This window comes from Mesotoga sp. Brook.08.YT.4.2.5.2. (genome assembly GCF_003351125.1).
Lineage (GTDB): Bacteria > Thermotogota > Thermotogae > Petrotogales > Kosmotogaceae > Mesotoga.
The window spans coordinates 32,950-55,043 of sequence record NZ_JPGZ01000005.1 but is presented as its reverse complement, the minus strand read 5'-3'; the positions used below and the strand labels follow the sequence as shown (position 1 = coordinate 55,043).

At 45.0% G+C, this 22,094-nt stretch carries 7 protein-coding genes; 2 read left to right on the top strand and 5 right to left on the bottom strand.

Annotation, left to right across the window (positions count from 1 at the left end):
- Positions 1-13: 13 nt before the first annotated feature.
- Entirely contained in the window at positions 14-553 is a 540-nt protein-coding gene (locus tag Q502_RS00790) for a hypothetical protein (protein ID WP_112109482.1), read from the top strand.
- A 61-nt stretch (positions 554-614) separates the two neighbouring features.
- On the opposite strand, the gene Q502_RS00785 is transcribed toward Q502_RS00790, so the two are convergent.
- The 4 genes from Q502_RS00785 to Q502_RS00770 form a co-directional block, all read right to left on the bottom strand.
- Positions 615-1,769 (bottom strand): cytochrome c biogenesis CcdA family protein, encoded by a 1,155-nt coding sequence (locus tag Q502_RS00785; RefSeq protein ID WP_102819238.1) that lies wholly within the window; start codon positions 1,767-1,769, stop codon positions 615-617.
- Positions 1,770-1,787: 18 nt separating this feature from the next.
- Entirely contained in the window at positions 1,788-3,545 is a 1,758-nt protein-coding gene (locus Q502_RS00780) for a nitrous oxide reductase family maturation protein NosD (RefSeq protein ID WP_181456422.1), read from the bottom strand.
- A gap of 148 nt (positions 3,546-3,693) precedes the next feature.
- Entirely contained in the window at positions 3,694-8,271 is a 4,578-nt protein-coding gene (locus tag Q502_RS00775) for an InlB B-repeat-containing protein (RefSeq protein ID WP_102819235.1), read from the bottom strand.
- A gap of 603 nt (positions 8,272-8,874) precedes the next feature.
- Positions 8,875-11,682, bottom strand: coding sequence for a C1 family peptidase (locus Q502_RS00770; RefSeq protein WP_146024492.1), 2,808 nt, complete (start codon positions 11,680-11,682; stop codon positions 8,875-8,877).
- 808 nt (positions 11,683-12,490) lie between these two features.
- On the opposite strand from Q502_RS00770, the gene Q502_RS00765 reads away from it, so the two are divergent.
- Positions 12,491-17,551, top strand: a complete 5,061-nt coding sequence (locus Q502_RS00765) for an FxLYD domain-containing protein (protein WP_102819233.1) — start codon at positions 12,491-12,493, stop codon at positions 17,549-17,551.
- 93 nt (positions 17,552-17,644) lie between these two features.
- Here Q502_RS00765 and Q502_RS00760 read toward each other — a convergent pair whose 3' ends face one another.
- The gene (locus Q502_RS00760) at positions 17,645-21,976 is read right to left on the bottom strand and encodes an InlB B-repeat-containing protein (RefSeq protein WP_099829047.1); all 4,332 of its coding nucleotides are present in this window, start codon (positions 21,974-21,976) and stop codon (positions 17,645-17,647) included.
- Between the last annotated feature and the right edge of the window lie 118 nt (positions 21,977-22,094).

The window sequence follows — 22,094 nt, the reverse complement described above, 5'->3', positions numbered from 1 at the left end:
AAAAAGGTGAGAAATGTGGGTTCTTAGTAGGGGAGGAAAGATCATAGTCCTTGGAGAATGGTTTGAGTATTACGACAATACAATACTGAATACTCTTCTCAGTGCACTCGGAATAGATATTCAGCTGGAGAATAATGTGCTTCTCGACGAAGTGAATAACTACGATTCAGCCGATCAGTGGATTACTACCGCACAATTCGGTACCCATCGGGTCGCCCAGGAGCTCACGAAGATAGCACTCTTCGCCACTTGTTCCCTAGAAGTTGGCTCGGGCGCGACCGTCATTACAAGCGCCGAGTCGACTGCATTCACTTTAGCTGGAGAAGATATGCAAGTATTCTCATCCGCAGATCTCTCAGCGCTGTCAAACTCACTTCAGCCGGAGCAAAACGCAACCTTCCCCGTCATAGCCTCTCAGAGTAAGGGAAGTGGGAAGATTCTAGTAATAGGTGATTCGGACGTTATTGCCGATGATCTTGAAGAGCTTATATCGGGCGAATTCGTGAATGTCCTGGACAACTTGAAGCTGCTTCGAAATATCATCGAGTGGTGAAAATGCCACCGATGGAAGCATAATCTAAGACACCTGGGCACTGACTTAAAGAGATTCACAATCAAATCAGATTGAAGGTTCTCAATGTTATGTTCAGCATTATTGCGAAAAACACGGCAAACAGCGCCCCCATGAGCAGCTTGATCTTTGCAGCTGCCTGAGTCGATGTCATGAACTCCTGTATTTTCTTGGTCGAGGAGCTGAAGTAAGCGACGAGTGTTATCGCAATAATCGGGGCAGTGAAGCCAAGATTGTATGTCACGAGGAAACCAAGAGCCCTTCCCGAAACTCCGGCACTGTTAATTATGTAAACGATCGTCGGTAGGTAGACCTGCCCGGTACACATGAACTCGACAAAAGAAACTAGAATCCCGGTAACAAGTGAAGCAATCCAAATGGTCTTCGCCCTGGCGTTCTTTCGAATTATCTCATGTGTCTTCTTCTTCAAACCCGGTGAAAGCTCCAGGATAGCCTTCTTGTTCTTGTATCTCATTCTGTAGAAGTCAACTACCGACAGAACGGCAAGAACGCCGGTGAAAACTGCCATCGCAGGATAAAAGATTAGCTGAAATAACCTAGAGATGCTTTCAATGTAGCCTACTGCACCTAGCAGCCCTGTTCCCATTGCCAAGTACGCTGCAAAGATGCCAATAGCGAAGAAAAACCCTGCAACTAGAATCTCATTTCTTCCCCTACCAACGTAGTACAGATAAGAAACCAGGAAAATGAGAACAACAAACGCGCAAGGGTTTATACCGTCAATCAGTCCAGCGCCGAGAACGACTAAGATACTGAACTGCTCATAACGATCTGTAATCCTCTGACTCACATCTTCGCCAAAAGCCCCTATCTCTGAGAGCTTGATGTCTCTTTCCTCTTGAGAGTAGTTCATCATGCTCTCAAGAAGTAAGTCCGGTCTCATATTTGAGGGAGTGAAAGCGTCCTTGCCGACAAAAATCATTGGATACAAGTCCAGCTCGCTTTCATCTACACCGTAAACTCTGGCATATTTAAGCTTTAGCTCTTGATTCTTTGCCTCGTTAAGCATGAACTTGTTAAGAATGACCTCTTCATCGATTTCGTACTTCAGGCTATCAATCATCATCTCTGCCTCAAAACACTCCTGGCATGTTGTGACTCCGAAGAAGTCGATGACTACTGCACCCTGAAGAAGACCTGTAAATATTAAGAGGGCTGAAACAGCGAGTATCTTCATTTAATCTCTCCTCGTGAGTTAGCCGGCCGAGTCATTCCCCAATGTCTCATCAACCGTATAGAATGAATCGTCCCAGTAATCAGCAGGGCAGATTGCCTCCAATGTATCGAACAGGTTTCCAGATCCAACAACCGTTCCTCTGAACGTTGTTCCTCCGCACCCACAATCTGTGCAATCTCTCAAATACAGGTCCAGCCCGTGTCTTACATTATTGAAAAAGACATTATCTGTAAGAGTCGCCGTAGAAGTGATGTTTGCCAGAACCCCATTATCAACGTTTCCCGTAATCTTGTTACCAATGAGAGATCCTGTCGACGTACCGCTAAGAGAGACTCCGACCGTGTTTCTATTAAAGGTGCTGTTCTTGACTATATAGTTCAATCCGTTAGAGAAATTCACACCGGTTCCAGTTCTTTCAATGACGGTATTTTCTACTATCAATGTGGCTTCACCGTACGCATATATTCCTACAAGCCTAGTGCTAAGATATTCGTCGTTACCGACACCCATAAGACTCGTAATATACGAGTCTGCAACTCTGAGCGTCCTGCCGTCTCCGCTGAAAGAAATTCCAAATCTTCCCCCAGCAATATTGCAGTTAATTACCTGACCAGAGGATCTAGAGAAATTTATCACTGATCCCCCAGATTGGAAGGAGACACTATCTACGACAAAATCCTCGACACCCCTAACAAAGAGCACCGGAGAAGACTCGCTCTCGGCTATTATTGTTACTTCTTCCTTTGAAGATCCAATGATTGCTATACTCTTGCTCACAGCAATATTCTCTCTGTATGTTCCGGCGAGAATCTTAATAGTATCTCCCGCCTTCGCAGCATCGACCGCTTCCTGAATAGTGGCAAACTGTCCCATTGCACCGACCGTGAGCACACCCTCTGCAACATCTGGGGCCTCCAGCACCGTAATCAGGAATGACACCTCCGAAACAGCACCTTTGGAATCTCGAGCGATTATGGTTACTGGCACAGGTTCATCAGAGTAACCACCTGCCTCATAAGTAAAGATTCCGCCGCTTATACTCGCTTTAGTAGTGTCAGCAACTTCAAAGTGGAGATCGTCACCATCAGGATCAGTCGAGAACTTTTTAAGGTCTAGAACAAGCGCTCTGTGTTCCTGCACACTCTGATCACTTATTTCTATAATGGGCGGGCGATTAGTCGCCTCCACATTAACTGAGAAAGGAATCTCGATCGACTTCCCCCTGCTGTTCTCCGCAACTATCCTGAGCGAGTTGCTGCCAGAATCGATGTATCTTGGCCTTATTGATAGAATATCCTCATCTATCCAGGCGAATCCTTCGATGAACTCTCCATGAAGTTCGTACTTGATCTTTGAACCCTCTGCATCAATAATTAGAACGTTCAAAGGAATATCCAGCGCCTCTCCTTCAAGCAGCGATATATCTGGAATAAAACCTTCCGGAGGGAAATCCGTGGGATCTATCGTTATCTTAAATGAAGCTATCACAGGGTCTACTCCCTTGGCAAAGGCCAACACCTCGATCGTCTTTTCGCCGGAGATGACTCTATCTACTTCAAGCTCGTATTTGTTTCCTACAACGCGCCCAACACCCGAAAGAAGTGAGTAGTATACTTCAGACTTTCCGGAGAATTCTGAATAGTTGTCAAGATTCAGGTTCAGAACTTCTCCCTGCGATATTCTTTGATTGGGCACTGAAAACTCAAGTTTCGAACCACATCCAGCAAAAAGAAGAACTATACCTATTACGGAGAAGATCAGAGCAGCCTTTCTCATAAGATCACCTCTCAAGAATGAATGGCGCCAATTACGATAAATTATATCACAGAAAGAAAGAGCCCATAATAAAAAAACCCGCGGCCGAGGCCGCGGGTTCCAATCCATTTAACGACTAACTTTGAAGTTATCAGGATCAGTCAATTGCTTAATTTGGATCAATGAAAAACCAGTTTGTACCAGAACTTGCCTCAAGAACAGTGTAGTTACAACATACATCCATTGCTAGAATTGTCGCGACTGCAGTCTCGGAATAATCGAACCACTCAACAGCTCCTATCTTCTTCTTGCTGATGAACTGATCGTTGTATTGACCCGGATCAAATACGCCAGCAAAAGCGGCTGTCTGATCGAAACCAACTACAGTTGCTTCGAGAGTGCCCTCACTAACCCAGATGCTAACCAGATCAAAGCACGGTTCAGTTGCTGTCCAGGTTATCACAGGGTTCGTGTTCGTGCGATCAAACTCTGCCTCAAGTTCTGGCGGCTTGTTATCGATTCCTGCCAGGTCTGCATTCACAGAAGCTTCATTTCCAGATGCATCCCAGCCGGTAAACGTAGCGACTAAAGTCTCATCGCAGTCAATCTCGCCAATTTCCCAGACGAATGTATCGGAAGCTGGGAGAGTAGAACCACAAGGGACCTCAACCTGAATTGTTTCCCCTGTGCTCAGCTCTATCTTTCCAACGTAGATAGGAATGGTACCGCTTTCGCACTCTGTGCAAATCAAACATTCATCATCAATTTCCCATCTCATTGTGAGCTGTGTTGCACCACATGTTGCCTCGTCAAGAATCTCCAACTTCAGATTCGGAGCAACATTATCAACCAAGAACGTCTCGGTCCATTCAGTTACGGGGCATCCTGCCTCTGGAACTACTGTAATCGTTACAGTGATTTCTTCGCAGTCAACTCCAGTAACATCGAGCAGTACCGATCCATCCAGCGTGGTTGTGGAGTTCTCAGAGAACGAGCCATATGGTTCTACATCGAAGTAGATAGTGACATTCTCTTCATATTCTGAAACTACTTTGTAGTAGATTTCGAGTTCTGTTGCACTTGCTGTGAGTTCTGCACATCCACTTTCGTAAAGCGGCGGAACTATATCAACTACAAGTTCCGGACCAACATTATCGACCAGGACCGGTCCAAGCCACTTAACGACAGGACTGACATTCGAAATGTCCGTGCAGCAGCAGTCTATCGCACCCATTATTGCAGCTACCATCACACCGTCTACTTCATCATTGGTATAGTAGTAACTTCCTGAATACGTATTGGTAACTGAATCAAAGGTAATCGTTGCATCGGGATCTGTTATTGGGGTGCCATCGAGATAGGTATAGTGAGGATTCGTTCCACCTTCTCCGCCCCACACAACGGCTATAACACCACCGAGCGCTTCCAGATCACTAAGTGAGTCCGCACTTCCTGCAAGTTCCTCCACATCGAGTTCATCAGTTAGAAGTATGATCAACCCGATTGGACATCCAAGGTCCACCTCGTCCTGAGCGCCAAATTCTACACTTCCACAAACATCACAAGGATATGTGTTGTCGTAGAGACTCCAAGTGAGAGTCGCTTCTGTGGCACATGAGGTCGCATACTCTTCGCCCTCTTCTGGATTGGGAAGTGTCCACTCGAATTCGAGAATTGGTGCAACATTGTCTACCTTGATTGATTCTTCCCAACTAACTTCATCAGTGCAGGCACTTGTATCATCTGCAGTAAGGGTCGCAACAAAGTCCTCACAATCGATGTTCGGCAGGCACCAGTTGATCCAGCCCATCAGTTCTTTTCTACCTTCCCGATTAACGAATTCCTTAACCCAGAGACTCTTTTCAACCAGATCATAATATGTATATTCGTCAACTGGTACTTCAAGATCCTCGGTACCGCAAGGTACGAACGGGTAGTTTGTGGTAAGGAAGTACTCGTCCAAACAGTTCTCTTCAATAACCCAAACCAGCTGCAGGCATCTTGCATCTGTACACATGAAATCATTATCAGATCTCGACTGCCTTATGAATTCATCAAGATCAAACTCTGCTGCATTATTGACTATGTCTTCAAACATCGTATCTGTGTCAATGCCTATTCCCCAAATTCCGAGGAATACACCTGGTTCCATGTTATCGATTTTGTTCTTGCTTACCAATGGCTCAGCATAACCTCTGTTTCCACAGGTATCCTTTGCCCATGCTCTCGCTACTATGTTTTCACAATCTACGGCGTCCTCAAAGACCCAGGTAATTGTGCCAGCGGTAGTCAGAGTAGCAAGTCTCGTCGTGAAGTGAGTTCCGGTGGAACCGTCAAAAGCAACAAGATAGCCTTGGTCAACGTAGATTTTCACTGTATCGAGACATTCATCGCTGGCCGTCCAACCGATAACAGCAGACGTTGCGCATTCTTCCGGTTCTCCACAATCTTCCCAGAAGAGTTCGATTTCAGGCTCGACATTGTCCATCGGATAAGGCGAGGTCCAAAACTTTGTCCTGGAGCTTACAGATCCTTCACAGTCGTCGTAGGCAATCAGGGTAGCTGTAACGGTCTCGCAGTCAATTGCCCCGAGTTCCCACGTGATATGGCCTTCCATCTGCTCAGGATCAAGTATGTCTAGTTTCACGTTCTCCCCGTAAGCACTATGACTTACGTAGATTTCGAAATAATCGAAGTTGTCTTCGTAGTCGGATATAACCCACTGTAACCCGATCTCCTCTGAGCCACATGCAGGCGGACAGTCGAAGAGCTTGCAGTACGGTCCAAATTCCACCATAGGAGGAGTATTGATCCCGCATTTCTTCTCATTTTCAGAAGTCAAACAGGATACGTCCTCAACAGACACATAAACCGTGTATGCACCGGTAATCCCGGTAATCGTACCTTCAACGGTTGCCTCTGTTCCGGAAAGAGCAAACCAGTTGCCTGCAGTCTTTCCATCAGGAAGCACAACATTCGCTCCTGTTGCGCTGATCTTACCTCTCTTGAGGCCAACGTTGTCTGTGAAAGTAACGGAGAAGGTTGTCTCTGTTATACCTTCGTTTACACAGCAATTTTCAATAACAATATCTGCTTCAGGTTCTTCAAAGTCTATTAGTATTGTACAGGTGGCGTCAAGTTCAATTCCGGTCGGAGTAACTACCGTCCAGTACAGGTCTGTATCGCCACTTGGATCAGGATCTAGTGTCCCGTCTTCGATCCAGAACCTCACTTCAAGAGCATCCTCCAGTTCAAGGAAAGTGAATCCGCTTTCTATGACTTCTCCACCTATCGTAAGAGAGATATCGAAGAGATCTGGAGTTGTACTCAAAACACTGCTTATGAGGATTCCCGGGTTGTATCCTACGAAACAAGGATCACAAGGATCTGGACAGGTACATGGGAGACACTCGATAGAAGGATCTGTGTCTTCGACTAGATCGCAGTCCAGAAGTGCCCAGTCTTCAATTCCGCATGATACGCATCCAAGAGCTCCACACTCGGGAGTGAAGAGTAGTACGAGAAGGTTGTACTCTGTTCCAGCATCCATAAGTGGCTTAAGGTCAGGAAGCTCTATTTCCACATCTTCCGTGACCGCTGAATCAGCAATGAATGCCTTCTCTTTAATCATTACTCCCTTGGTCAGCATTTCGTCGAGAATACCTGTGTCTGAAGTCTCAACCAGGTAGATTCTCACAGTTATCTTGGAGTCATAGAATATCGTCGCTCCAATTGTCGCTGGATCTCCTTCACCAACAACGCACTTGCCTTCTACAACCTTGATCTGGCTGTCTTCGGATTCGACTATCCAGGCATCTTCAAGGCTCGAAAGCTCGTACTTCACATAGAAGGAGATCGTTTCGGATGAGAAGTTTCCTTCAGTGTTAGTTGCTCCCACGGTGATATCGTACTTACCACCAGGAATGGGATTCCCAATGTTGTCCTTCAGGAAGTTGTTGGAAATCTTGTAAGTCCATGGAGCTCCCCAGTTGTCTTCCGGGATTTCCACTGCTACAAATTCTCCTGAAGATACATGAATAACCTTGTACTCGGCTTCTACCAGCGCACTTTCAGGACCGCTAACCGCAACCTGGAATCTTATCTCAAGATTCTCGGTACACGGCTGAAGGACCATGAAGTCTTCCGTTGTGAGGCTGAGGTTGGTAATCTTTGGGAAAGGACCAACTGGTGGTTCTTCTTCCACAAATACTGCGTTCGCAGCCTTATTGGAAGTCATTACTACAGTTGTCGGATTCTCGAAAACATCTGCACCACCAACAACCCACTTGCTGAAATTCCAGCCCGCTGCAGGAGTTGCAGTAAGAACGACTTCAGTGTCTTCGTCGTACTCGTGCACTCCCTCGGCCGGAACAACGGTTCCCTGTCCGGTCTTTGTAATCGTAAGAGTATACTTATCCGTTGGTGGTTCCTCTTCCTCAAAGACCGCTTCAACAGTTTTGTCGGCGTCCATCGTGACAACAACAGTATTATTTGTCACGTCTGTTTCACCGACTACCCACTTAGCAAATTGCCATCCTGCATCGGCAACAGCGGTAAGGGTTACTTCAGTTCCCGCTGCGTACTTGCCGCTTGTATTGGGTGCAGGATTGGCAGTAACAGTTCCATTGCCAGTCTTCTCAATCGTCAACGTGTATTCTTCTGCAGGCGGCTTCGGACAGCCAGTCAGCATGAACACGAGGAGTAGAATAGCCAGCAATGTGGTTAATTTCAAGAGTTTCTTTGCCACTGCACACACCCCCTATAAGGCGTTTGGTTGTGAATATTTTCTTCCTCACATAGCTTAGAGTATATCAACCTTAAAGAACATCCTTACTTCTTGAAAGATCTAGAAACGTAATAAAAGACCCTTAAATGCTAACTGAACTGAAAAAAAGTCAAAGAGATACGACTTTCGACACTGCCAATTATACACCAAATACCACAAGAGAAACTTGTCTGGAATTATTCTACCACTTACGGTAAACCAATGTCAACTATTTTCGACCATAATAGCGCATTGCGTAGTGCTCATAGAGTATTTGGTTAATGAAACAGACAGGCAAAAAAGCGTTCGATTTCACCCGTTTTTGGATAACGATCGATTTTCGCACATTCATCATTATGATTCATACCATAAATAGTGGACCAAAGCAAAGTAATAGACATAGAGGTTCCTTGTTTCTTCTCCAGAAATTCGAGCATATAAAACAGACCTCTGAAAATCGACTGGTATCTGTGTCAATGTTATTGCTCACGTCTCCGGCCGTCAGAAAAACGATTCTCCTCACTGAGCAAAGAATTCATCTTTCTTCCGGGTCCTGAAAATAGGAACTATCAGGTCAGACGAGCTTCAATACCCCGGTATGCTATCATCATATCCAACTATTGTATTCGCATGATTCGTACTTATAACTGTGTAGTTTATTGAATTCCAAACGTCGTTCTGACTTAGAGAAGTGTACTTGTTCGCATCAATAGAAATTGACACGAGCCAACCCGAAGCCAGGCAAGACTTCAGAGTTTCAATATCGCTATCCTTTTCTACTCTAATGACCAGGTTTTTTGAAGCATTTCCATTTCTATATTTAGGTGCCTCTCTCCATGCGGCTTCGGTTGGCCAGCTGGTGGAATCCGAAACGCTATAGGGCATCTTTTTCCATGTAGCTACTCCGATGTTTCCGATTACGCTCTGAGCATCAATGTATGCAGCTCCTTTGTCGACACCGTTGTTTATTAAGTGATAGATGAAATCGGGGCTCATTATACTGTCTAAATAGGATGAAGTTGGCGAACTCCCGGACCAGCTGGCTCCAGTTAGATTCCAGCCGTTGTCCCTTGCCTCGTAGAATGTCGCCGTATAATATCCTTGTGAAAAAGCTACGCAAGAACCTTCCGCTCCTTGATCACCGATAGGAGGAAAATGTATAGAGGCAGAGTTGTCAACCGAAGAAGGAAGAATTGCCCCGTCAGCTGTACCCTCTAATAGGCTCCATGTTCTCCCGATTGAAATCCATTCTTTCTCGGTTGGGGGTCTGAGCCCCGTGCCAAAGCCCATGACTATCTCATTGTAATCCCTGCCTTCCTCACAGACTCCGAGTTCGGCCTTCATCTCCTCAAGAAAGTCATTGGGAATACCCTCTGAAAAGCTCAACCCCGCAGTATTAAACACGTCGGCAGCTGAAACTGCAATGTTTTCCACCCTGGCGAAGACATCAGTTCCGTTTATCGTCTTCACCGGAGTGTCACTTGATACATGTCTCGCTGAAAGCGATCCAGTATCGTAATTGGAATATACCTCGATAGCAAAGTATTTCACTGAACCAGTAACTTCGGTCTTTGAACTGTCGAAGATTCTCAAGTACACGTCTTCTCCAAGAAAGGGAAGAAGTTCGGTGATGTCAAGAACCATTTTGCTGTTGGGAAATGGGTGCTCTCCTCCCCTGTGATTAGTATCATCAAATCGCTTCTCTACCCTTGGTTTTGCCGGATCTCCTATCCCAACATATATCTGGCAGTCGTCTCTAACATCGTGATTGATCTCGAACAAAGCTATCGCTCTGGGAGAATAATTGTCTTTAGGAACTGTCACGAAGCAATATACTCTGTTCTTCTTCATTGCTTCATATGTTATGTAAAGGAATCCATCGGGAACATTTTCCCAGTTACCTATTCCCCAGGAATTTGCAACTTTGAACGTGCCATATTCAACTGCTAAGCTGTATTCGAAGCTCCAAGTTATTGTATTTGAGTAAGCACCATTGTTGTCTCTTGCCCTAACTTCTAGCCAATGATTCCCAACAGAATAACCGCTCCACTCGATCGAACTGTTAAGCCCATTGCTTGTCCATGGACCACTATCCTTTCTGAATGAATAGTCGACTATGTAACCGTCATCATCGACAGCTTCCCAAACAAAAGTACTGCTCTTGTGGAAAACCTTGCCCGATGGACCGCTTATCTTGGTCACGACAGGCGGTAAGTTTGATGCGTTAATTTGAACGCTGAACTCACTTGTATCAGTAGCCCCCTTGCTGTCATTGACCTGAATCTTAACTTTCCTACTGCCAGAATCGCTATCTTTCGTCATGAGCCTATAATGGCTACCGTTTACATATCCTTCGCCGGAGAGAACAAGATATGTGAAATCGTCTAAAACATCTGGATCCTCAGTATACTGCAGAAGGTCGATGGTAAGAATCTTCCCCGCATCAACTACCTGGTTCGGGATATTCAGAACAGGTGGCCTGTTGTTGTCGTATACCCAAACAATGAATGTGCAATCAGATTGGCCGCCTTTTCCATCACTAGCCCTGATCTTCACGTCCAGTCCAATACATTCTGTTGAAGAGCTTGTAATGAAGTCCTGGCGAAGAACATCGTAATCAGGCGTGAGTCTGTAAATTGAGCCTTCAATTACACCTACCCCTTCAAGGATCTCAAAAACTATATCATCGCCATCAGGATCACTGGCATAATCAGCCAGCTCGATCAGAAGAGTCTCTCCTTCAACAACCTTTTGTTCCGGTATTTGCAGAATCGGAGGACGATTTGAAGGTTGGTAAGTGAAGATCCACGAGATTAAGTTTGAATATGCACCTTTTGTATCGAACGCCCTTACTTCGAACATATGCTGGGCCTCTTCATAACCGCTCCAGGTGTGAGAACTACCCGAGCCTTTGTTAATCCACTCCTCATTGTCCTTTCTGCACTCGAATTCAATCGCATCGCCATCAGGATCTTCTCCCGTCCAGCTGAAAGTGATGCTGACGTCTTCTGTCAACTCGTCTGGACCATCCGCTTTTGCTATTACTGGCGGTCGATTCACGTCGTTCACGGTTATGACAAAACTAGACTCAGCGGATTTGCCACTGATACTCGTCGCTTTTACTACCGTTTCTTTCTCACCAGCGTCTTCATATGATGGCTCATAAATGAATTCAGAACCGGTAATGACTCCAACCCCCGATACCTTTTCAAATACTAGCAAAGAAACGTCATAGCCAGAAACGAAAGCTGCTAGATCATAATGAAGGGTTTCTCCTTCATCTACGATCATGCTAGGAATCTCCAAAACAAGGTCGCTATCAATAGACGGGCACCCAGAAATCACGAAAACCAAAGGTAGAAGTAATAGAGGTAAGAGTATTCTTTTATTCATTAAAATAGCCTCCGGTCAGTTTGAGATTCTCAAGATGATTATGAGGTTCACCTCAATTATATAGTAAGATGTGTCCTGATTCTTCTCAGATCTACAGGCTGAGTTGAGTTAATACTGTTCAAAACGCATAATAACAGTGTCGTTTTTAGGTAAAACTCATTAACAGTCACCCTTAAGATGCCAACACTCGAATCTGTAGGTCTACAGAAGACTCGTCTTTGTTCAAACACGCGTGAATCTGAGATATTCGGAGATTACTAGCCAAAGTACTCATCATCGTAAGCCGCTAACCAAATTCTCCTCAAGAATTGTACCGAATTGTTTCTTTTTTCAGTCAATCACCGAGCCAAAATACACCCACGAATCTTGCCTCTTCTGATTCGGCCACACAAGAAATCACCCAATTAAGCTATTTCTAGAAGGCTAGACAAAACTCATGATATCGAGACTACTTTTGAATGTATACTTTCGATTGTAATTGTATATATGATTCCATCATTCGATCACAATAAATTTTCTTTTGACTTTCCTCGCTTTCTGCAAGGCTCTGTCAGAAACACGTTTCGCATTCAAGACCTTTATTAGCGGCTATAGATGACATTCACATGGAATATTAGATCTGCAGCTCCAACTCGTTGGTAACTTACATTTTACACATTTGAGCGCTTATATGTTACATATATTCTTAGTCGAACGGCTGTTATTCGATAGCTCGTGAATTATAATAGTAAAGAAGTAATTCAATTTATCATTTTTTTCTCGGTTATTTTGAGAGCTTTGGGGTGGAAGAGTATAGGAGGTATAGGATATGAGGAAACTTTCATTTGCGCTGCTAGTTATTTCTACGATCTTGATAATCTCTAGTTGTATGGTACCTAAGACTGAAATCGAAAGGCTTGTTCCACCCAATGATGCTACAGAGGACGTAATATTTGCTGCTCAATCATCAAACGGTGTTTATAGTGCGAACCTGATTGTTGGAGCAGATACTGTAATTGGAAGGATAGACTACTGGGTTGATAACGATCGAAAACTTCTACATATCGATTTTTCGGCGACTGAAGACGGCTGGCTTCTAAATGAAACTCGCGTAGCAACAGCGTTAACAGTCGCTGACTTGCCAAGGAGCCCTGGGAGCTGGTTATTGAATCCAAAGCTTTTCCCCAATTACAACATTCATAATCCAGGTGAACTGGTTTCCAAATTTGTCATTTCTTTGGAGTCGTTAGAAGCCAACACAACCAAGATCTATTTCTCAGCTTATGCAGAAGCTTCGAGGAAGGAAAATAAATACTTCTCTCAGATAGGAATAACTGCCCCTTGTATATACTTCGCAATTGTTTATACCGAACCTGTCGTAGAACTCAGACCGATACTCAAGGTAGATGTTGAAGGCGAAGTTGATCTTTCAAGAGTGACTGATTACGATTGGGAGATAACTAAGGAGGCCAGTCCGGAAGTAATCAGCAACCTCAAGCAAGGAGATTCTGCGAGCGTTGAATACACATTGACCGCGACCAGACTCACCCCTGCGGTAACTGACACATACACCTTAACAGGGATCGCTACTATGACCAACGAAGGGTCTCTTCAAGCAGATCAGGTTGGTCTTAAGGCCATTCTGTTGGGAAAGAATGGAGGGAGCTGGGTTGAGGTTGAGTCAAAGACTCTTATTGAAACCAGTTCAAACACTACAATAGCTGCTGGTGATTTGGCAGGTATCGGTAAGCCATTCGCTTTTGAATTCAATCCGGGAGACTATTCTGAAGTGAGAATTCTGGCAGAAGCAACTGATAATTGGCCAGAAATCGTGGATGACTTTGAGGATCATCTAATTCCAATTTCGCCTTCATCACAGACATTCGTTGATGAAAGTGCTTCGGTAATTGACATGCCGAGAAATCTTGTTGAATTCGAGAATTTCGGATTCTCGGTCGATCATACAGGCACATGGCCTTGGAGTGTTTCCCCATGGGTTTTGAACAATATGAGCGGTGGAACCAAGAAGTATTCAATTGTCATCACAAATGTTAATGCTCCTCTTGGAAGTTATACTCTGACAAACGATGCGACCTTGACTGAAAATGACACTTTGACCAAGAGAGAAGACTTTGCAAGAGTACTGGTTTCCACACCCGAACCCCAGGAAGATATTCTTACTCTTGAAGCAACAGTTACAGGTTTCTTCAGATGGGACAGGGAGATTGAGTATGACTGGGAAATTGAAAAGTCCGTGTCCCCTGAGACTATCTATTTGGGTATTGGGGAAGATGCAGATGTTACCTATACTGTCAATGCAACGAGGACACTAACTAACAATGCAGCTGATACTTTCTCCTACACAGGGGCAGTTGAAGTGGGGAATTCTCTTACCTCAAACCTCACAGCTTCTGGAGTATCACTTACAATAAGCTTACTGGAGTCCAGTGACGGCGGGACGTTTGCTGTTGCTCAAACCAGCACGCAACCGATAGTTGACCTGGCTCCTGGAGATAAAGTTGCGAAAAGCTTCGATTTCTCAAGCTATTCATTTGTCACTGGCTATTATTATAGGGTTAAGGCAGAGGTTGTCTCCGGCGTAGTATCTAAGACCAATACTGGGGCTCTTGCCGGTCCGATATCGCCTAACCTTACTGAGTACGATATGACAGCCACTGTGAACGATGCATACATGGTACCAGTAGGATTTGATGTTACGCCTGATTCTGATTACGTATGGCCATGGCTGCTTTCAGAGACAACGGCGGCAACCACCTATACATTTAAAGTATTTAATAAGGATATTGAAACAGGGGAGTTCAAGGTTCCAAACACAGTAACTCTCGTTGAAGATGACACGAAGCAAGAAAGAAGCAACGACGCAACGGTCACGATACTAGTTCCGGAAAACAACGACCTGGATATAGAGAATGAACATGATATGGAATGGGATCAGACTAAGGAGTACAGCTGGGAAATTGAAAAGAGCGCAGTACCTGAAAGTATAGAACTGAATGAAGGAGAAGACGGCACCTTCGCCTATACCATTCTGGCAACCAGGACCCTGGAAGAGACGAATATCGCAACTCTAACAGGCCTTGCCACTGTTACTAACACGGGTAATGTAGCTCTTACAAACATAAATGTCGAAATAGTTCTTAAAGATGCAGACGGTGTGGAGATAGGTACTTTCACCGACACAATAGCTACTCTGGCAACTGGAGCAGAAAAGGGATTCCCTTACTCCTTCACATTTGATCCTACCTCGTACAAGGCACCGTTTAAGGTTGTAGTAAATGCAATAGACGGCGCCTCCGATTCTCTTGAAACAACTCAAACAGTGCCATCTCCTAATGTAACCGAGATAGACGAGAACGCATATGTACAGGATACTTTTGATCCATTCTCGGTTGCCGGACTTACTCTTCTGGGCAACCAGTACAGAGATTGGCAAGTGACAACTGCTAGCTGGACTCAGTCCTACTCTGTCTCAGTAGCCAATTCGGTTGCTGCTCCAGGTCAATACTCTCTACACAACACAGCCGTTATCTACGGTGAAGATACTGACGATGAATATGATAGAGATGATGAGACTGTCACTATTAAGGTAGATGCTAACAACGACCTGGAAATAGCGAACGAACATGACATGGAATGGGATCAGACTAAGGAGTACAGCTGGATAATAGACAAGAGTGTTACCCCTCAGAGTCTGACTCTAGGTACGGGTGATTCCGGTACCTTCAATTACACCCTGGTGGCTACCAGGTCTGTTGAGGAGACAAACATAGCAACCCTTACCGGTGTAGCTACTGTTTCCAATACAGGCAATACTACACTCAGCAATATAGCTGTATCGATAGTTCTTAAAGATTTCAACGGAAGTACAATCAAGAGTTATAATACGATAATTATTTCTCTCGCACCTGGGAACGAACAGACTATTCCATATTCCTTTAAGGGGTTCAATCCCGGAGCCTACGCTGCTCCTTTCAAGGTTGTAGTAAATGCAATAGACGGCGCCTCCGATTCTCTTGAAACAACTCAGACAGTACCAACTCCTGTTTTGACCGAAATAGACGAGAACGCATATGTAGAGGATGCTTTTGATCCATTCTCGGTTGCAGGACTCACTCTTTCTGGGAATATTAAAAGAGATTGGCAAGCGACAACTGCCAGTTGGACTCAGTCTTACTCTGTTTTAGTAAGCAACACAGGCGCTGTCCCAGGCCAGTACTATCTGCACAACATAGCAGATATCTTTGGTAAAGATACAGATACAAAATATGATACTGACGACGAGACAGTGACTATAATCGTACCAGATACAGTCACACTAGAAGCTGAAGTTGAAGCTGAATTCTTCTGGAATAGAAGCAAGCTATATTCATGGGAGATAGACAAGGAAGTTAATCCAACTTCTATAACCTACGACGTGGATGAATTCGAAAAGGAAATCGACTACACAATAACGGCAACGAGGACACTTGAATCAGATGTTAGTGAGCACTCTTATCAAGGGGCCGTAACGGTTACTAATAGCGGCCTGAGTGAAGCTCAGAATGTGAAACTGCTCATAGAACTCCAATACTACAATGGCACTAACTGGATCACTATTGAGACGCTTCCACAAGTCTCTCTCGGCAATTTGGCATCCGGATTGTCCACTGTTCACGGCTTCGGACCTTCACTCTTCACACCAGTAGATGCTTCCGCTGAACACAGAATAGTTGTAGTAGCTTCGGCTGATGCACCAGCAAACACAGCAGATGATTCCTACAGTTCGATGCTCCAGATCACTAACAGTACCTCAACAAATGCAACTGCGACTCTGGACGATGAGTTCACGTATATTCCTGAAGGCTTCCAGATAGTCGGTACCGACCCCGACCCATTGCCTTTCCCGATGGAGCTGACAGATTCTGCAGTTATACAATTCTCGATCACGTTGAGAAAATTCTCATTCGACGGTTCAGGTGGAATTACTTACGTAATGGGCTTAGATTCCTACATAAGTGCAACAGTTTCGGGTTACATGGAAGGAACATACCCCGGTTGGTGCACAGAGGTAAATGTTCCTGGTATTGAAGGTCCATACACAATACTGGACGTTTACGAGGGTGGCGCACCAAGTACACAGATGGCCAGGATCAACTATATTCTAAACAGATTCAGAGACGGTGATTATCCGGGTGTTGATTACAGGCACATTCAAATTGCCATATGGACGATAATGGAAGGTTCTATTAACTGGAGCTCGTGGAGAACTATGTTCAACCCAGATGTCCCGGATGGGGACAAGTCGCTCGTTGAAACCATTATTGATACTGCAGACGAAGATTTCCTTCCAGGCTGTGGTGATGTGATTCTCATAAGTGCATTGAGTTCAAACAAGCAGAACCTGATACTGGAAGCAGTATTGCCTTGCGAAGTGCAGGAGTTCACACTTGAGAACACGGCAACTCTTGTAACCGGGACTGATGAACTCTGGGACGATGCGGTTGTCGAGATAAAGCTTACTCCCACAGATCCCCAAGTCTGGAAGGAAGAGACCGCCTGGGGTGGAGACTATCATCCAGGAGCTGGGGCAACGTGGTGGTATTACTTCGACACGCAGGGGCCTTCTACTCAAGATATCTATGCAGGTCAGAAAAAAGTTGAAGGAGCTTCTGTTACCTATAAGAATGGCAAACTGACGATAGTCTTGGGACCGAACATGCGGTTGCAAAGTGTTTCTGACCCCGTTAAGATTCAGGGGTATGCAGAGGGTTCTCTGCCTTCTAGCAGTCCAGCTCCGGGAAAAATGACAATAAAAGGTTCGGATCTTGTGATTTCTGTAAGTCCTGCAAGATATTATGCAATCCACTTGGATGTTGAAGTCAAGCAGTAAACAGACAAGTAAACTCGATATCCAGCACTTCCGAAAGCTGTCGCCAAAGGCCCTCGTTGAGGGCCTTTGCTCTATTCAACTTGTATTAGCTACCTACCCGCTTATTCCTGCATACTGAATAGTTGATCCCTGATCGCCTGGCTCTATATATGAGTCGGAAATGCTCTTGAAGATCGCGGATCCTCCTCTTAGCTCTTTTGCCGAACCTGTATAAAGTCTCTCAGTTATACCATCGAAGTCCGAGTCATCCATAAAGCCATACGGACCTGTAGGATTCTTCAGGTGAAGAGCCAGTCTGAAATCAGTCATTATTTCTCCCAGTGTCTTAACCATTCCATATTTGGCTAAAGCATTTGTGATAGCCCCCGAACCGTTATTCTTATCCAGGAGGATATCTTTGTATACACTCTCAGTTCCCACCTGAGCTCGTATGTACTGCAGGAAAAGATATGACAACGCGTAGTTCGACAATGTGTCGTTGTTGTCCCCCCAATAAACCAACGAGTGACCGTTCTGGATATTCGTCGAGGAGTTGTAGTAGGAGATCCTTCTCGTAAGGACACCACTATATAGATGCTCAGCTGCCATCGAAAGACCTTCATTTATCCAGGAAGGCATTGGGTCTCCGCCTTCTACCAGGTAATTTCTGTTGAAATTCACCATGTGCTGGAATTCGTGCGCAAGAGTGGAGTATGCCTTTGAAACATCCACATGTTTGTCCTTCGGGTAATGCATCGTCGGATATGTGTCTATGTAGAATATCTCAGCTCTATTTGAGTTACTGATGTTGAAAAGGTCTCCAGAAGAGAAATAGCCGCCCACATACGCTCCCGTCGTCGCGAAGTTGTCCTGTATGTCGAAGCAGAGAATCTGAACCCTTCCGTTTCCATCTACATCGGAAGGTGTGTAGAAATACTCGGCTACCAGCGGGTAAATTGCGCTGTCAAATTCACTTCCCAATTCTGCAGCTTTTGATTCCGTAATAACGTCAGTGCTCTCTACCCAAACCTCAGAGTGTTGCCCGACGTACAGCAGTGTCGCCGTAAGCTGATAATACTTGTTCGTCGCAAAGTTTAGGACCCAGAATGATCTTGTATCGCCTACACCAGCCAACTCAAACGTATCTGATGGAGAAGCGATATTCTCTGGAAAAGCCTCATACGGAAGCGGAATCTCAGGATTGACCATATATGCTTCTCGTTCGAGATTGCCAGCAGTGGTAAAAGAGGTCGGGAGGAAGCTTTCAGAAAGAGTTCCAGTGAATGCTCTGCTTGTTCCACTTTCACTCTCGTTACTAACCAAGAGCACATCTCCTGTGTAGACCGGGCCAACTTTGTCCACACCGTCAGCAGGAACGCTGTCCCTGGTTATGAAGCACCAAAGAGAGCTCTCAGCAGTGGCTCCTTTAGTGTCTCTTGAAACTACTCTCCAGAAGTAGGTTGTTCCCTCTGTTAGTTCTCCGGTCTGCCAGGTTCCGGAAGAAATGCCCGTGGCTACTTTTGCTGGATCAGAAGAGGTTCCAAAGTAAACATCAAAGACCAACTGATCGCCGTCTGGATCCACACTTTCCCATGAGAGCGTTAGGCTCAATTCTTGATCGACCGAACCACTAACAGGGAACGGCGTATTTGGAGCAGTTGGCGCGCTATTCTCTTCGGTAACGGTCAAAGTGAACATCCCTGTAACTGATCCACCTCTGCCATCAGTTACTCGGATTGATATGTCGTAATTTCCCGCATTGATCACTGAAGAATCAACTGTGTATATTCCCTTTGATACCGACCCCGGCCCGCTAAGAAGCGTATACTCTAGGCTGTCGCCATCCTTGTCGCTTGCATAATCGGAAAGAGTTAATCTCAGTGTATCTCCTTTGGCAATGCTCACATTCTCAAAGGATACAACAGGAATAGAGTTGTAGACGGCTTTCACTGAAAGAGGCACGGCTACTACATACTCGATAGAGGTACTGTCACCTGCATTAACTCCGTTGATGATCCAGTACATAAAGTTATATCCCGCCACTGAACTTGCTTTTAACGAGATATTGGTACCTTCAGAGTACCAACCTGAGCCGCTTATCTCAACTAAACCTGAAGGTTGAGTCGCAGTTTCTACCTTTAATTCCTTGTTCATGTTCGCAGTAAAGGAGAAGTCTGAATCCAGCTCCACCGTTCTGTTTACAGAAGTCCCCCCATCGTTCCAGGAGGTAAACACGTATCTTACATCTGTGCCCGTAACAAGATTCGATAAGTCTTTCTCTTGCGGTGAAATGACCGAGAAAGAATGTGTGCTTCCTTCTTCAGCAACTAACTCGAAAGGTGACACAATCTGTTTGTCATCGAGCTTTATCAAAAGTCCTTCAGGAGTTGTCGAGACTCTCAGAGTCTTATTTGTTTCCTCTATCTTCTCGTACACTGCAACGACCTTTTTGGGCGAGTCAATCGTCACTGCTACGGGGTTTTGCTCTTTTGTACTCCCATTAACTAGCCAGCCTGTGAATCTTAAACCCGATACCTCTGGAGCCGTAAGACTAAGAACATTTCCCTTTTTGTGCCAGCCGCTCCCATCAATCTGAGCAAATTCAGATGATACTTCTACAAGAAACTCCGTCGTGTAAATGGCTTTTAGCCCCGTATCGGCTCCAAGTTCAAAGGTCTTTGTATTTGTTGTCGATCCATCTGCCCATTTTGAGAATATGTATCTAGTATCGTTTCCAACTAACTCCGCATCTATGTCCTTCTCCTGCAAAGCAGGGAATGAGATTTGAACGGAAGTGCCCTTCTCAAAAACGAAACTTTTCGGCGATGAATAGGTTCCGGAATTGAGATTAAAGACCAACTCTGAAGGATCTGATAGAACCTCAAGCGTTGACTCTTCCTTGCTCTTATAGACCGCAACAATCATCATCGGGCTGTTCGTTTCCAGGACGATTATCCTTCCATCTACGCGCTCACCGTTCACTTCCCAGTGTGAAAAGTTATAGCCGATTGAATCACTTGACTCGTAAGAAAAAGAAGAACCTCTGACTTTCCAACCAGTTCCATGGATTTCTGCAATCCCTTCAGGATAGGTAGCCGTTTGCACAAGATACTCTGTCTTTAGATTTGCGAAAAGCTCCATATCTGCCTCTAGTAAGACTACTCTCGGATTGGCTGTATTGGAATCACTCCATTTACTGAATGTGTAGCGAGTATCGAATCCAGGGACGAACTCCGATCCATCCATCATCTGCGGACCCGGAATCTCGACAGTCACAGAGCTACCATGAGTACCCGAAAAGGAGGCCGGAGAAGTCTTCGTCACTCCATTGATTCTCACCTCAAGTCCAGAGGGTTCTGTGTTGACGGAAAAAACATACCCGTTTTGTTCATAGTGGGCAGTGACTCTTTTGGGAGAGTCAACAATCAGCGCTAGGCTTCTGCCATCTATAAGCTCACCGTTCACTTCCCAGTGCGAAAACTCATAGCCGGATACCACCGGGGCCTCGAAGGAAATCGAAGATCCCTTTGCAAACCAGTTTGAATCCTTCAGAGTAGCAATTCCCTCAGGAACCGTTGAAGCCTGAACAAGGTATTCAGTTCCTGTAACCACTACTAGAGAGAGATCGCTTTTCATAACCACATTTCTGGGGTTGGTTCTATCTTGATCAGTCCATGACTTGAAGGAATACCGAGTATCTGGACCACCAACTAAGCTATTGAGATCCTTCTCCTGAGTAACGAATCCAATTGTACGTGAGGCTCCGTCTTCAACCTCAGCAACATAAGGACTGCCGACCTCTTTGCCATCTATGGTAACTTCTAGTCCTTTCGGCTCCGTCTCAACTTTGAGGGCCCTAAGAACCTCTTTTTCGTACACAGCCTCTATCATGACAGGAGAATCAAGCTTTATGGTCAGTTCGTGATTGTAATCAGCGATTGCATTGACCTTCCAATGGGAGAAGTGATATTCACTGACTTCACCGGGAGCTACCAGTGTCAGTACAGTATCCACAGGGTAGAAACCGCTTCCTTCGATTTGAACAAGACCTTTCGGATTTGATGTAATAGAAACTCTTACAGTTTTCTTCGTCTTGATTTCGAATTTCTTGTTTGAATCCGCCGTAATCACCCTTGGGTTGGCTACAGATCCGTCAGCCCAGCTATCAAAAACATGAACGACATCGGTTTCTTCAAGTGGTTCTTCATCTATAACTTTGACTACTACAGTCTCCTGGGGTCTTAGGTTAAGAACTAGCGGTGTTTTCTGAACATCCGAAGCTTCATAATTCGCCTGTTCGATATCTTTTAGAAGGGCAATCGAAATTGTGTCCGGTTCAGAAACAACCTCAACAGTAAACCACTGAATCCTGGGAACGCAACTGCTGAATATCAACGCTATGAAAAGTAAAGCACTCATTAGAATTGCATTCCTGTATCTAATCATAGGATCTCCTCCGAAACGATGGCGAGTAACTTCAAGTACAGTTTTATTATACACGCTTCATACATAAGTATCATAGCTATGATCACAACAAAAGACATCATCATCTGCTTGAATTTCT

Excerpts from the sequence above, each read along its gene's own strand:
- Q502_RS00790 (WP_112109482.1), top strand. The coding sequence starts at position 14 with ATGTGGGTTCTTAGTAGGGGAGGAAAGATCATAGTCCTTGGAGAATGG.
- Q502_RS00785 (WP_102819238.1), bottom strand. The coding sequence starts at position 1,769 with ATGAAGATACTCGCTGTTTCAGCCCTCTTAATATTTACAGGTCTTCTT.
- Q502_RS00780 (WP_181456422.1), bottom strand. The coding sequence starts at position 3,545 with ATGAGAAAGGCTGCTCTGATCTTCTCCGTAATAGGTATAGTTCTTCTT.
- Q502_RS00770 (WP_146024492.1), bottom strand. The coding sequence starts at position 11,682 with ATGAATAAAAGAATACTCTTACCTCTATTACTTCTACCTTTGGTTTTC.
- Q502_RS00765 (WP_102819233.1), top strand. The coding sequence starts at position 12,491 with ATGAGGAAACTTTCATTTGCGCTGCTAGTTATTTCTACGATCTTGATA.
- Q502_RS00760 (WP_099829047.1), bottom strand. The coding sequence starts at position 21,976 with ATGATTAGATACAGGAATGCAATTCTAATGAGTGCTTTACTTTTCATA.